10 protein-coding genes and 1 pseudogene are annotated in these 12,764 nt (G+C 54.2%); 6 read left to right on the top strand and 5 right to left on the bottom strand.

Annotated features, from left to right (window positions below; genetic code table 11):
• The first annotated feature begins 44 nt into the window (after window positions 1–44).
• Both AC1RPZ_RS00985 and AC1RPZ_RS00980 read left to right on the top strand, forming a co-directional pair.
• Window positions 45–2,096 (top strand): DUF262 domain-containing protein, encoded by a 2,052-nt coding sequence (locus tag AC1RPZ_RS00985; protein ID WP_493133898.1) that lies wholly within the window; start codon window positions 45–47, stop codon window positions 2,094–2,096.
• 400 nt (window positions 2,097–2,496) lie between these two features.
• Window positions 2,497–3,687, top strand: coding sequence for a hypothetical protein (locus AC1RPZ_RS00980; RefSeq protein ID WP_493133896.1), 1,191 nt, complete (start codon window positions 2,497–2,499; stop codon window positions 3,685–3,687).
• Between the two features lie 134 nt (window positions 3,688–3,821).
• Here AC1RPZ_RS00980 and AC1RPZ_RS00975 read toward each other — a convergent pair whose 3' ends face one another.
• The 4 genes and pseudogenes from AC1RPZ_RS00975 to AC1RPZ_RS00960 all read right to left on the bottom strand — a co-directional run bounded on the left by AC1RPZ_RS00975 (window position 3,822) and on the right by AC1RPZ_RS00960 (window position 8,582).
• Window positions 3,822–4,775, bottom strand: coding sequence for a hypothetical protein (locus AC1RPZ_RS00975; RefSeq protein WP_493133894.1), 954 nt, complete (start codon window positions 4,773–4,775; stop codon window positions 3,822–3,824).
• A 316-nt stretch (window positions 4,776–5,091) separates the two neighbouring features.
• Window positions 5,092–7,236: a DNA recombination protein RmuC gene (locus tag AC1RPZ_RS00970; protein ID WP_493133892.1), complete on the bottom strand. Its 2,145-nt coding sequence runs from the start codon at window positions 7,234–7,236 to the stop codon at window positions 5,092–5,094.
• 121 nt (window positions 7,237–7,357) lie between these two features.
• Window positions 7,358–7,657 (bottom strand): annotated as a pseudogene (locus AC1RPZ_RS00965) (histone-like nucleoid-structuring protein, MvaT/MvaU family); the annotation flags it as partial.
• A gap of 31 nt (window positions 7,658–7,688) precedes the next feature.
• A complete protein-coding gene (locus AC1RPZ_RS00960) occupies window positions 7,689–8,582 on the bottom strand; it encodes a LysR family transcriptional regulator (RefSeq protein ID WP_493133890.1) in 894 nt (297 codons plus the stop codon).
• A gap of 132 nt (window positions 8,583–8,714) precedes the next feature.
• Here AC1RPZ_RS00960 and AC1RPZ_RS00955 point away from each other — a divergent pair, with 132 nt between their 5' ends.
• The 3 genes from AC1RPZ_RS00955 to AC1RPZ_RS00945 all read left to right on the top strand — a co-directional run bounded on the left by AC1RPZ_RS00955 (window position 8,715) and on the right by AC1RPZ_RS00945 (window position 10,878).
• Entirely contained in the window at window positions 8,715–9,695 is a 981-nt protein-coding gene (locus tag AC1RPZ_RS00955) for an aldo/keto reductase (RefSeq protein ID WP_493134775.1), read from the top strand.
• Window positions 9,696–9,782: 87 nt separating this feature from the next.
• Window positions 9,783–10,472 carry a carboxymuconolactone decarboxylase family protein gene (locus tag AC1RPZ_RS00950; RefSeq protein ID WP_493133888.1) on the top strand — a complete coding sequence of 230 codons (690 nt, stop codon included), beginning with the start codon at window positions 9,783–9,785 and terminating at the stop codon, window positions 10,470–10,472.
• A 94-nt stretch (window positions 10,473–10,566) separates the two neighbouring features.
• On the top strand, window positions 10,567–10,878 hold the full coding sequence (locus AC1RPZ_RS00945) for a putative quinol monooxygenase (RefSeq protein ID WP_008001722.1): 312 nt from the start codon (window positions 10,567–10,569) through the stop codon (window positions 10,876–10,878).
• Between the two features lie 223 nt (window positions 10,879–11,101).
• On the opposite strand, the gene AC1RPZ_RS00940 is transcribed toward AC1RPZ_RS00945, so the two are convergent.
• Window positions 11,102–11,317, bottom strand: a complete 216-nt coding sequence (locus AC1RPZ_RS00940; protein WP_493134773.1) for a hypothetical protein — start codon at window positions 11,315–11,317, stop codon at window positions 11,102–11,104.
• A gap of 621 nt (window positions 11,318–11,938) precedes the next feature.
• Here AC1RPZ_RS00940 and AC1RPZ_RS00935 point away from each other — a divergent pair.
• Entirely contained in the window at window positions 11,939–12,760 is an 822-nt protein-coding gene (locus AC1RPZ_RS00935) for an SDR family oxidoreductase (RefSeq protein WP_493133886.1), read from the top strand.
• The last annotated feature ends 4 nt before the right edge of the window (window positions 12,761–12,764 follow it).

The raw sequence follows: 12,764 nt of genomic DNA, 5'->3' as shown, positions 1-12,764 counted from the left end.
TGACTGAGGTCACCTATGTTTGAAACACAGACAAGGACTTCAGGATGCAACCCAGTAAAACTACGGTCACCGGCCTGTTCAGTACCCCTCATCAGTACCAGATTCCCATTTTTCAGCGGGGTTACGTCTGGACGCTGGAAAAGCAGGTTGGCCCGCTGTGGACTGACATCCAAGACCGTGCAGATGCCGTGCTGGAGCAACAGTCGCTAGCATCAACGGGCACCACGGCGGCATTGAAGCCGTTACAGAAGCACTTCCTAGGTTCAATTGTGATGACTCCTGTGCCCAACAGTTTCGGCAGGGCGCCAGCTTTCGAGGTGATTGATGGCCAACAGCGTTCGACGACCTTACATCTCCTACTACTCGCCTTCCGCCAGGCAGCGCGTGAGCTGATAGACAGCCCCATACCGCAAATGCTCGATGGCTTGGTGCGAAACCCCGGCCCTTACCAGCGTGCAGAAGATCATTACAAAGTTTGGCCAACCCAGGCGGGGCAGGACGAGATGCGCCGCCTGAGCGATACCGCCACTTACGCTCAGGACGTGTACACGACTTATCCGGCACGCGATGTACGCACTCGGATTGAGCGCCCCCTGATGGTGCAGACTTACCTGTACCTCTACCACGCCTGCCTTGCCTATATGCGGGGTGTTGACCTCACTGATGTTGTCAATCCTACAGTCGACCCCACGTTCGGGGATACGCTGATCGCGGACATCCGCCGCAATAACGACGTGTCGCCGTTGCAAGCCCATATGCCGCTAGAGTCGAAGCGAGCTCAGGCGCTTTACATGGCATTGGCCGACCACGTGCAGATCATGACCCTGACCTTGGACGCCGAGGACGACCCTCAAGTCATCTTCGAAACGCTTAATGCGCGTGGAGAACCACTGCTGGCGTCTGACCTTGTACGCAATTTCGTGTTCCTTGAAGCCGCTCGCCAGGGACAAGCTGTGCCGCAGCTATATGAACGGTACTGGAGCCCATTTGATCTTGTTGCGACCACCGGCCAGGGCGTTTCGGCAAATGCCTACTGGCGGGAAAAGGAACGCCAAGGGCGCTTGACCTATCCGCGCATTGATTTGTTCTTCTACAACTACACGATCCTGCGCAGCCACGAAATTACCCTAGCTAGTCATGTGTTTCAGTCATTCAAAGCATGGTGGCTAAAGCAGCTACGCGATCTTGAAATGGAGCTGGCGCAGCTTGTTGCATCTAGCCGGCACTTCCAGGAGCTGGTATCTCCCGAGGGTACCGGACACTTGGCTGAGTTTGCGCGCTTGGTTAAATCACTTGACGTGGGTACGGTTACACCGGTTTACCTTGCACTGCGTGAGCGGTTGGCAAGCGACAGCGTGGAGCTGAAACAGGCTCTCGGCGACTTGGCCTCCTATCTGACACGACGCGCTGTCTGCGGTTTGACCACCAAGGGCTACAACCGCTTTTTCATGCGTGTATTGCAAGCTGTGTTGGGCGCACCCGAAGCCCCACACATAGCTTTACGCAAAGTGCTTCAAGCAGCGACGGCACTCAGCGAGGTTTGGCCGGATGACAGCATTTTTAGTGACAAGTGGTGTCATCGTCCGGTTTACAAGGAGCTTCGCCCCGTTAAAGCGTGCGGTGTTCTGCGGGCGCTGGAGTATGCCGCTCGTGGCTCTCAGCAAGGGAGCAATCATGTGCCAGCCCAGTCTGATTTGACCGTCGAGCATGTGATGCCTCAAAGCTGGGAAAAGCTGCCTGCATACCAGATAACAGACATGACCGAGACACAGCGTCAGTTCAGAGAGACGGCAGTTCATGGTTTTGGGAACCTGACGTTGCTTACTCAGCCGCTGAACAGCTCGATCAGCAACGGCCCCTTTGCCGACACCCAGGGTGCAGGCAGTGAACAGGTTCTGGGTAAACGGTCTCGACTGGGTCAAAGCGCTCTATTATTGAATACCTATTTTCAGCAGACAGCGCTTGTAGCATGGGATGACGATGCCATCGCGAACCGTTCTAAAGCCCTGCTTAAAGCCGCGCTACTCGTGTGGCCAAAGCCTGTAGGCGGCAGCGCGGCACCCGTAGCTGTGGCATCGGCGATCTCAGGGAACTAACCTGCCCTCCTCTCGCGGGGACGTGGAACCACCCCCTGGGGGATTGGTATAGCGCAGCGGGCAGCGTTGGATTCCTGGTGGATGGGTGGCGGTCGCCAGGAGCTGTGCTTATGTGGGGCCTAATTGGCTCACCCGATCTCGATCTGTGACTACTAGGCCTATACACCCTCCCGCTCAACACGGGTGAGGTTGGAGGCAACGTGCGCGGTGCGCTGGACACGATCAGAGCAAATGAAGAGTTCATCAACTTGACGCTGTTAATGGCACCGGAATGATCCCCCTACGAAGAAACCAGATGGATAGCTGGACGTTACGCCCCGGTATCACTCGCAAGATTTGACTTGAGATTGGAGAGAGGGAATCTACGCTGGTATCGGAACGCCAAGCGCCGGGTACCTATATGTACAAGATCGTAAACTTCACTCCCAGCGAGCTGTTCGACAAGGCTTGGGAAACACCTGTCCTGAAGCTGGCCCAAGAAATCGGCATATCAGACGTCGCGCTGTCCAAGGCCTGTCGGAAAGCTGGCATAGCTCTGCCCTCACGAGGGCATTGGGCAAAACCAGTTTCAAAACGCCTAGGCAAACCTAAACCTCCCCTCGGCGGACAGTCCATCAGCTTCAGAGTATTGGATCGAAGCACGCTTCCATTACAAAACGCGGCATCTATAAAAACGAAAGCAATCCGTTCAATCATCGAAGTACCTCACACCCTCTTATCGCCTCACCCACTGGTGATCAAGTGGTTGAAATGCGTTAAAGCGGCCAAGCCTCATGAAGGCCATCTCGTGACCACAGGCAAACATGTGCTCGACGCGAGAATCTCCTCCGGACTCATTGATCGCTGTGCACTGATTTTCGACACCCTAATCAAAGAGAGCGAGGTACTCGGCTACACATGGAAGGTCACATCGGACGACAAAACGTTGGTCGAGGTCGACGGCGAGCCCTTGGTAATCAAACTTGCTGAGCGCTTGAGTAAGCAAATTATCCCGCCTCCACTACCAGCGCCACGACGGCGTCCTGCTCAATGGGAGCCTGATTTCTCGTTGCTGCGCGCGCCTCAGTTTGAATGGTCTTCCACTGGTGAATTAAGCCTGCAGATTGACGCACGCACCGAATACGGAAAGCGGAAGAACTGGACGGACACCAAGACCGGAAAAATTGAGGAGAAACTGACGAGCATTCTCGACGGCTTCGAGGCGATAGCCGAGTCGGTGAAAGTTCTGCGTTTGAAAAATGAAGAGGCTCGTCGTGAGCGAATGGCTGAAGAAGCGATACGACTTGAGCGCGCCAAGCGCGAAGAAACTCATAGGCGCCTACGTCACAAACTCGTGGAGAATACAAAGCGTTGGGAGCAAGCTCAGCGATTGAGAGCATTCATCCAGGCAACCTGCAATGCCAGTGCTACTACCTCAGAGCACAGCCAGCAACAAACTGCACTATGGGCGGCCTGGGCATCAGCCCAAGCGAACCAGCTTGATCCTCTTCACCCAGATGCCTCATCAGTCACTTCGCTCACCGTCGCCATCGAGAGTTGGTTCAACGGCTACGGAATGATGCGCACAGAAAAGGACTGGTGGTCAGAATGAAAGAACGCTCTGGAATGAGCCGAATATCCGAGGTTTTCACTACCTAAGCCTCCGTCATGCACATTGCTTTTCGAATCTACCCAACGCCCATTTTTCCACGCTCTAACGTTGGCCAACGTGGTGCCTACCCGCCTCTACTGTGGCCTTATCTGTTTCTGAGCAATCTTGGCCCAGTACCTGATCGATGGTTTTACTGGAAGCGTGGGGTCATGCGCGAGCCTCTCAATGAATGAGAGCACGAGGTCGAAGGTATCCATCTCCCTGGATCGCGCAGCGACTTCCTCAGAATTTCTGAAAAATGGGATTCCTGTGATATTTGTAGGAGCGATCTGTCCACTCGCTGTCCATAGGATGTGGGCCGCATGAGCTGAAGCATATCGCTCCTTGTCCTTTGGTTTCGTGTCTCTGGATCCACGCTCAATCCCAAGCACGGACTCATCGAACAAGCCTTGGAGGGTGTCGGAGACCATCCTCATCTGGTTAGGGGAGGTGCGCAAAAAAGGCTTCTTCTCAAAAATGTCTTCCTCGTATAGCTCAGGCGCTCGGCTGCTCGGCTCGGGAACTGCAGTGGCTTCCGGTTTCCTCACATTAGGAAGAGGTTCGGGCGCCTCAGGCAGGCCTCTTGCTTTCCAGTTTTCCTTGGCAGCTGCCAAATCAGTCTCTGCTACCTCGACCGCTTTTTCCCAAGTGCTCTCGAACCAGTCCAAGGCTTGCTTGAACTCATCGCACTCAGGGTCGAGCAACACCCCGGCTTCATTCCAGCCCAATGCCTGCCCCTCGAACCCGAGAGCAGCGTCAGAGAAGTTGGCTGACCCCACGATAGCACCCGCATTGGAAACAACTACCTTGGCATGCAGTCGGCTAGATTGCCTCATGCGGATGCCAGGCTGCGCCATGATGCGTTCTACAGCATAAGGGTTGGTTCCAGGGTGAGTCAGATTGCAAATCAGTCTGCCGGTTCCTTGGTGGGGTATCAGAGCCTCTGAGCCATTACCCCAGAAAGCGACCGCCACGCCGTAATCGGCATCGGGGGCCTGAATGAGAGTTTTGATTGCCGACAAAATTTGTTCGCGACTTCCCAAGAACATTGAGCAGAGTCCTTCCGTTGGCAATTGTATTGCGACCCTTCCAGATTGGAGCGGGAGAGCGGCGGAGGTGATCAGGGCCCGCTGATTGAATAATCGGACGGCACCCTATGGAAATATTGGTACCTAAATGACGTCAGCCACCAGAGGTAGAATAAGCCTCTTAGCCACTACGCGTAACCTCGACTAGCTACCGTCCTTTATCCACACTCTGAGGAGTGTTCCCTTGCCTGCAATGCAAGACCAATGAAAACCAGCTTGCCTTGGAGACGGCCACCATCGAATCTTCAAGCTGAATCATTCGCGTGTCTATCACCTCCTATTGGTGTGAACCATTAGGCCGGACGGAGTCAGATGAGGTTATCAATACCGCAGCTTCAACCTCTACGAGTTCATCGACAGCACTGCTTAGCTCTAAGTTTGCACGTTCGACCAGATCGGCTGGCAGCTCTTTCTGGACAGACACACCCAGGTCTTTAAACTCGGCGGCTTGTTTAATCAGGTTCCCTTTTCCGATGTACAACTGACCGAAGGCCTTGTCGTAACTTTCACGAGCTCTGTTCAACTGGTTGCCTACCCCCTGCATGCTGGTAAGGAAGCCATTGAGTTTGTTGTAAAACTTCTCAGCTCGGTTGGCCAGCTCGGCGGTGTGTTTGTTCTGATCTTCGAACCGCCAAAGCTGGCGGACGATATTAAGACTGGTCAACAGGGTGGTGGGCGTGGCAACCAGCACGTTACGCTCGATAGCCCGCTGGAACAGGGTTTCGTCGTACTTAAGGGCTTCGACATAAGCGGATTCGATCGGAATAAACATTATCACCACCTCGGGTGAGTTCAGGCCAGGCAGCTTGAAATAATCTCGATCGGCCAACTCATTGACCCGGTCACTCACCGCCTTGGTATGGGCCGCCAACGCTTGACCGCGTTCCAAGTCGTTATCGGCGTTTACATACTGGGTGTAGGACATTAACGACGTCTTGGCATCGATGATCAGATGCTGTTTTTGTGGCAGGTAGACGATCGCATCGGGACGTTGTCGGCCCTCTTCAGTGGTAAAGCTAACTTCCCGTTTGTAGTCGATATCAAGTCGCAGGCCCGAGTTGTCCAGTACGTTCTCCAGCATTAGCTCACCCCAGTTGCCCTGTACCTTCTTTTGGCCTTGCAGGGCGGTAGTCAGCTTGTCGGCCTGATCGGTGATCTCCTTGTTGAGTGTTTGCAGGTTTTTCAGCTCGGTTCTAAGCTCGATGCGCTGCTCCGAATCTTTAGCGTGAATATCCTCCACCTTCGCCTTAAAGCCTTTCATTTCAGTATGGAGGGGATTGAGCAGGTTGGTGATGCTCTCCTGATTCAACTCTTTAAACGCTTTGCCTTTGCGCTCCAGAACCTCGTTGGCGAGGCGTTCGAACTCTTTGGTTAACTCCTCGCGATTCTCCTGCAACAGCTTCAACTGCGCGTCAAAGTGTTGCTGCTTTTCATCCAACGAGGTCTTGAGCTGGCCATGGGCGTTGTCCAGCGCCGCATATTTGTCTTGCGTAGTCTTCAATTCGCCCTTGGACTGCTCCCACCACGCCTTGTAGCTGGTTAGCGCCTCTTGCTTCTCCTCCAGTTGTGTCTGCGCCTTCTTTAGCGTTTCGCGAATCTCAGCCAGTTGAGCAGCCGTGTGCTTTTGCGCTGCATCGGCGGTTGCCAGCTTTTCATCCAACTGCGCGATGCGCTGATCTTTCTCTTCGATACGCTCCTTGGAGGTCGTACCGTTGATGACAAGTTGCTCTTTCAACTTATTCACCGCTTCCTGTGCCGTGGCCCCAACCTCACGGGCCTGTTTTTCTGTCTTACGCAGGCTTTCGAGTTCGGCTTTCTGGGCAGTCCAATCACGTTCAAAACGCTCTTGAGCGACCAGTTTCTCCTCCAGCTGGGTCTGGGCTTGTTTCAGTGCCTCACGACTTTCGGACAGCAGCTTCGCCGTGTTGGCTTGTTGCAGTTCTGCGGTGATCTGCTTTTGATCCAACCCTGAGATGCGCTGATCTTTCTCTTCGAGACGTTCTTTGAAGGCGATACTGTTACTGGCTATCTGGTCTTTCAGCTTGTCGGCCGCTTCTTGTGCTTTCGAGCTCGTCTCTCTGGCCGCTTGTTCGGATTGTCGTAAGCGATCTATCTCAGCTTGCTGGGCGACCATATCACCCTCAAGACGGTCGATCCGTGTCTTGCTGCTATCCCGTTCCGTTTCCAACCGTCCGTAAGCAATATCCAGTGCTGCTTTCTCTCCAGACAGGCTGCCAAGTGTGGCCTGATGTTCCGACAACTCTGCCTGAACTCGCGTCAGATCGGCCCTTGTCACTTCCAGATCAGTCTGTAGCTGTTGGTTGTAGCGCTGGGCACGCCAACTGGCGATCACCCAGGCCAAAATGAAGGCCACAATAAAGGTCACTAACGGTAATACGATGCGAATCACCAAGTTTTCCATGTCCATTCTCCTACGTCCAAGTTGTAATTATTGAAGGTGAATGAGCTCTCAGGTCTTTAGCGTAGCTGACCCCAAGGATAAAAATGTCTTCTACCAAATGATGAATGGCGTCGCGCTTGATACTCAGCCAGGACTCGACAGTATCGGAGCCGTATTCCGCTTTCCATTCTTTCAAGGTTTTGTGATTGCCGCCTTTGGTTTCCACAACTTCGCCAGATTCCGGGTTTTTGTAGACCTTTACCTGACGTAGCTTTCTCGTACCGGATTTTGCCTCGGTAGCTGGTGCGCGACGACCAGCCTTAGGGTCAAGCAAGTTGATCACATTCAGCAGGCTATAGCCGTACTCGGCGAGCAAAGCGCGCAGCTTCGATTCAAATTCGATTTCTTTCTAGAGGCCAGCATCGCCTTTCAGTGCCTCGAGGGTTTACCACGGAATCAATCCGCACACTCCCCTACCCCCGATAGCGAAGAGCGTTAGCTACAAGCGCGAAGGCTGGTAAGGACTGCCTCCGGCTCGGGTAGTAAAGGTGATATCCGGGAAAAGTCGGCGACCAGTCTTCAAGAACACGGATCAACCGGCCATCCTCGACATATGCCTGGACAAGATCCTCCGGCGCATATGCCAGCCCGTATCCTTCCAGAGCGGCGGCCATTGTCTGGGGTGAGGTGTTAAAGATCATCTGCCCAGACACCTGGACATGCAGCGCCTTACCGGCCTTTGAAAACTCCCAGGCATACAAACCACCATGAGTGGGCAAACGCAGGTTCGCGCAGTTATGAGTTGTCAGATCCTGGGGAACTTGTGGTTTTGCACGATGAGCAAAGTAACTCGGCGCTCCCACCACAGCCATGCGAAAGTCAGGGGAAATCCTGACTGCGATCATGTCCTTTGCCACCTGATCGCCTATCCGCACCCCCGCGTCGTAGCGTTCAGCGACGATATCGATCAACCCGTAGCCAATGTTGATCTCCAGAGTCAGATCGGGATATTCCGGCAGCAACCTGGAGAGTTTCGGCCAGAGAATGGTAGATGCCGCATGGTCGTGCGAGGTTATCCGGATAGTTCCGGCCGGCTTGTCGCGCAGCTCTCCTAACGCGGCAATTTCGGCTTCTATTCCCTCGTAGTAAGGCACAAGGCTGACAAGCAATCGCTCGCCGGCTTCAGTCGGCGACGCGCCGCGTGTGGTGCGAGTCAGCAAGCGGATACCAAGACGTTCTTCAAGACTGCGGATGCTATGGCTGATAGCGGACTGGGACACACCTAGATGGGCCGCGGCCCTGGTGAAACTGCGCTCGCGCGCAACGGTGATGAACACCGCAAGGCTGTTGAAATCGCTCTGTGCCATGATGAATTTGTCTCATACCGGTTATCGCAGTATGCCACTTCTTGAATGGATCAGATCTTTTTAAAGTAGCTGCATCCCCAATAACCAAACAGTTTGTGGGTTGGTTTCCAATACCCTCAAAGGAGATGGATGATGCAAAAGCGCAATATCGGCAGCAACGGCCTCGAAGTTTCAGCCATTGGTCTGGGCTGCATGGGCCTGACATTTGGCTATGGCCCCGCCACTGACAAAGCGGACGCAATCAAACTCATCAGGGCGGCCTTTGAGCGTGGTGTCACCCTCTTCGATTCGGCAGAAGCCTATGGGCAAGTCAACGAAGAAATGGTGGGCGAAGCCGTTCAACCATTTCGCGAGCAGATCGTCATCGCGACAAAATTCGGTTTTAAGGACGGCAATCCCGCCGCAGGGCTGGACAGTCGACCTGAGCGCATCCGTCAGGTGGCGGAAGAATCACTCAAGCGCCTGAAGACCGACTGCATTGACCTGTTTTACCAGCATCGCGTCGATCCCAATGTCCCTATGGAAGATGTTGCCGGGGCCGTGCGCGACCTCATCACCGAAGGCAAGGTCAAATACTTTGGCATGTGTGAAGCTGGCGTAGACGCTATCCGTCGCGCCCATGCAGTGCAGCCGCTGTCGGCACTTCAAAGTGAGTATTCGATGTTCACCCGTGAGCCTGAACTGGAAATCATTCCGACTCTCGAAGCGCTCGGGATTGGTTTCATTCCCTTCAGCCCGTTGGGCAAAGGTTTCCTGACCGGGAAAATAGATGCCGGTACGACCTTCTCTAGCGGTGATGTACGGAATAATCTGCCTCGATTTGCTGACGGTGCCCGCGAGGCCAACCACCATCTCGTTGCCCTGATCGGCGAAATCGCCCAACGCAAGCAAGCAACCCCAGCCCAGATTGCACTGGCCTGGCTGCTGGCACAAAAGCCGTGGATTGCGCCTATCCCCGGTACAACCAAGCTGCATCGCCTTGAAGAGAACGTAGGCGGGGCAACCGTGCAATTGACCGCAGAAGACCTTCGTGAACTCGGTGAGGTTCTGGCCAAGGTGCCGGTACAAGGTGAGCGTTACAACTCGCAGATGATGAAAACCATCAACCGTTAAGCGTTCTTCAGCGCCTGACGGTGTTTATTCAGGGGCACCGTCACGCGCTCGTTTCCCACTATTCACCTGCACGAGCGATCAATCACTATGAAGTCAGACGAAGCGAACTTCGCCGTACCGGCATTTGCGCGCTACACCCAGGACGTGCTTCTGGAAGAGATATGGCAGCGTCCGCAATTGCTGCCCCGGGATCGCAGCATCGTGACCGTTGCCGCCTTGATTGCGCGGCATCAGCCAGCCGAAATGGCTCGCCAATTCGATTTGGCGTTGAACAATGGTGTTACGCCCACCGAACTGAGTGAAGTCATCACTCATTTGGCATTCTATTCAGGCTGGGGCAATGCCACATTGGCGGCATCCATCGCCAAAGACGTATTTGAGGCGCGCGATATCGCACCAACCGCGTTGGCGGATGTACAGGACAACATGCTCCCAGTCGACGAAGGCTTTGAACAGATGCGCGTGGCAGCGGTAGAACAGATGATCGGGCCTGCATTCGACGCGCTCGCAGGCTATACAACTTCGGTACTGTTCCATGACCTGTGGCTGCGCCCGGCACTGACACCCCGTGACCGCAGTCTGGTCACGGTCGCCGCCCTGGTTGCAGTGGGGCAAGCCGCTCAAATCCCTTTCCATGTGAACAAAGCCATGGATAACGGCCTGACCCAAATTCAGGCCGCTGAAATCATTACGCATCTAGCCTTCTATGCCGGCTGGCCGAACGCAATGTCGGCGGCAGCCATCGCCAAAGGAATATTCGAACAGCGCTCCGAGTAAACCGCTTGGCAAATCTGGCACTGTACATCGAATGATCGGCCGTGAATCAGTCATTTCGCGCGAGCGAAGATTTCAATACATCCAGGGTAAGAACATGCAAAGCACCAAATCCGAAGAGCGGCACATCATCTGCGAGCTTCGCTGCGATGATTGCAACACCGAGCGAGTCAAAACGTTGATCCTGCAATTTGTCGAACCGGCAAGAGCGGAACCCGGTTGCCTGTATTACGACCTCTATCAGAGTTTAGAGGCACCCAATACGTTTTACATTATCGATGGCTGGACAAACCAGCAGGCTGTCGAAGACCACGCTGGCAACCAACATGTCGCCAGCGTTATGGATGAACTACGTCCACTGCTCACTTTCGGCCCCGTCATTACGCTCAATGCACGGGTAAGCGACTGAGGTCAATCGACTGATAACTCCTCACAGGCGGAATCAACTGTCATGCGCTTCGGATTTCACCAAGAGTGGGCATCGGGTGAAGTCCGTTTGAGTCGATAGCTGCCTTTCCCCATTAGCAGCTATAGCCGAAGGGCCCTCGCAGGAGCCTTTTGTACTCAAACCAAACTCACTTGATCAGCCAGGACTCGACGATAGGCGACCGAGCTTAAGTGGTGGACGCGGGTCACGCGAGCTTGATGGCTCCACCCTGGATATCGCCCCGCGCCATTCGCAAGTCATTAGCATCCTGGTTGAGCCGATGAATCAAGTTGAGCAATCGTTGGCGCAACACCTCATCTTGAAGCTGTTCAGCAGCACGCATCACATCAATCGCCGCTGCCTCATTGTTGGTGGCAACGGCATCGAGCAGTTTGCGCATGCTTCTTGATGGCCGATTCATCTCCATCCCTCCTAGGTTTCGGTGACGCGAATCATATGGCCGAAATGTTTCGTCAGTGTTTCAGCTACTCGAACAAGCTCTGAATCACCGGCACTTGTCGAAGGCGGCTCAGCAAGCGGGTTCAAGATCAGAGCTGAAGTAGAGTCTGTTTGCATCGACTGAACACCGAGCATCCATGTGAGATAGCGGTATGCAGCTCCGCACCGCTAAGCCCCCGCTGATCTGCTGGTCACTCGAGGGCCAAGCGCAGGGTAACTGTTTTGAATTTATGAATGCCGAAAGAACCGGCATGGATTCTCGTTCAGAAAGGACGCTATTGACCTTCTTGAGGTTGAGTCGCTGACACTCATTTTCGGATTCTTCTCGGGTCTGGTAGGTCAGCTTCAGTCGACGCTCAATCAGCTATTGTTATTCCTAGGCCTTGATACATGATTCAACAATTAGGGGCCTACTACACAGCCTTATGAGGGTTACTCACCCATTCATATTTTCAATACTCGGTCACTGTAATTTTCTCGACGAATTACTGAATTGATCTCACAAGGCCGCGCGTTTTTGAAGGACTAATCATCAAGCGCCTCTCACCGTAGAGTGGAATCACACCATTGTAGGAAAATGAAAATGACAGATGTAACTGTGGTAATCGGTGCTGGTTCAATTGGCCAAGCCATCGCTCGGCGCGTGAGCGCTGGCAAACATGTATTGCTTGCCGATCTGCGGCAAGAAACCGCTGATGCAGCCGCGAAAGTTTTGAGCGATGCAGGTTTTGAAGTCACCACGTCCAAGGTTGATATCTCGTCCCGCGAGTCTGTCCAGGCACTCGTCGCACTTGCTGCAAGCATTGGTGACATTACCGGAGTCATCCACGCAGCAGGTATTTCTCCATCTCAGGCTGCACCTGCCACCATTCTCCTGGTCGACCTGTATGGCACCGCTTTAGTGCTGGAGCTGTTTGGAGATGTAATCGCAAAAGGTGGTTCGGCAATCGTCATCGCCTCGCAGTCAGGTCACCGCTTGCCGGCGCTCACCGCCGAACAGAACAAAGCCTTGGCGTTAACCCCGACTGAAGATCTTCTTGCTTTACCGATGCTACAGCCCGAGCTAGTAACCGATCCCCTGAACGCCTATCAGATATCCAAACGTGGCAACTCTCTGCGTGTGGCTGCGCAAGCCGTTCGATGGGGAAAGCGTGGGGCGCGTGTTAACACGATCAGCCCGGGCATTATTTTCACTCCTTTGGCCCGGGATGAACTCAATGGCCCGCGTGGGGATGGGTACCGCCGCATGATCGAATCGTCCGCAGCCAAGCGCGGCGGTACGCCCGATGAAGTGGGTGCGGTCGCTGCTCTGCTTATGGGCCCTGAAGGGACGTTCATCACCGGCAGCGACATTCTTATGGACGGCGGCGTTACCGCTCAATACTTGTATGGCGATGACCAGTAGCGAC

The sequence above is a fragment of the Pseudomonas sp. GW822-FHT02D10 genome, assembly GCF_058802345.1.
The sequence above is the reverse complement of the archived record's forward strand: the minus strand, read 5'-3'. Positions and strand labels throughout refer to the sequence as shown.

What these genes read in the sequence shown, in the direction of transcription:
- AC1RPZ_RS00970 (WP_493133892.1), bottom strand. Translation starts at nt 7,236, where the DNA reads ATGGAAAACTTGGTGATTCGCATCGTATTACCGTTAGTGACCTTTATT.
- AC1RPZ_RS00945 (WP_008001722.1), top strand. Translation starts at nt 10,567, where the DNA reads ATGCAAAGCACCAAATCCGAAGAGCGGCACATCATCTGCGAGCTTCGC.
- AC1RPZ_RS00950 (WP_493133888.1), top strand. Translation starts at nt 9,783, where the DNA reads ATGAAGTCAGACGAAGCGAACTTCGCCGTACCGGCATTTGCGCGCTAC.
- AC1RPZ_RS00985 (WP_493133898.1), top strand. Translation starts at nt 45, where the DNA reads ATGCAACCCAGTAAAACTACGGTCACCGGCCTGTTCAGTACCCCTCAT.
- AC1RPZ_RS00940 (WP_493134773.1), bottom strand. Translation starts at nt 11,317, where the DNA reads ATGAATCGGCCATCAAGAAGCATGCGCAAACTGCTCGATGCCGTTGCC.
- AC1RPZ_RS00960 (WP_493133890.1), bottom strand. Translation starts at nt 8,582, where the DNA reads ATGGCACAGAGCGATTTCAACAGCCTTGCGGTGTTCATCACCGTTGCG.
- AC1RPZ_RS00955 (WP_493134775.1), top strand. Translation starts at nt 8,715, where the DNA reads ATGCAAAAGCGCAATATCGGCAGCAACGGCCTCGAAGTTTCAGCCATT.
- AC1RPZ_RS00980 (WP_493133896.1), top strand. Translation starts at nt 2,497, where the DNA reads ATGTACAAGATCGTAAACTTCACTCCCAGCGAGCTGTTCGACAAGGCT.
- AC1RPZ_RS00935 (WP_493133886.1), top strand. Translation starts at nt 11,939, where the DNA reads ATGACAGATGTAACTGTGGTAATCGGTGCTGGTTCAATTGGCCAAGCC.
- AC1RPZ_RS00975 (WP_493133894.1), bottom strand. Translation starts at nt 4,775, where the DNA reads ATGTTCTTGGGAAGTCGCGAACAAATTTTGTCGGCAATCAAAACTCTC.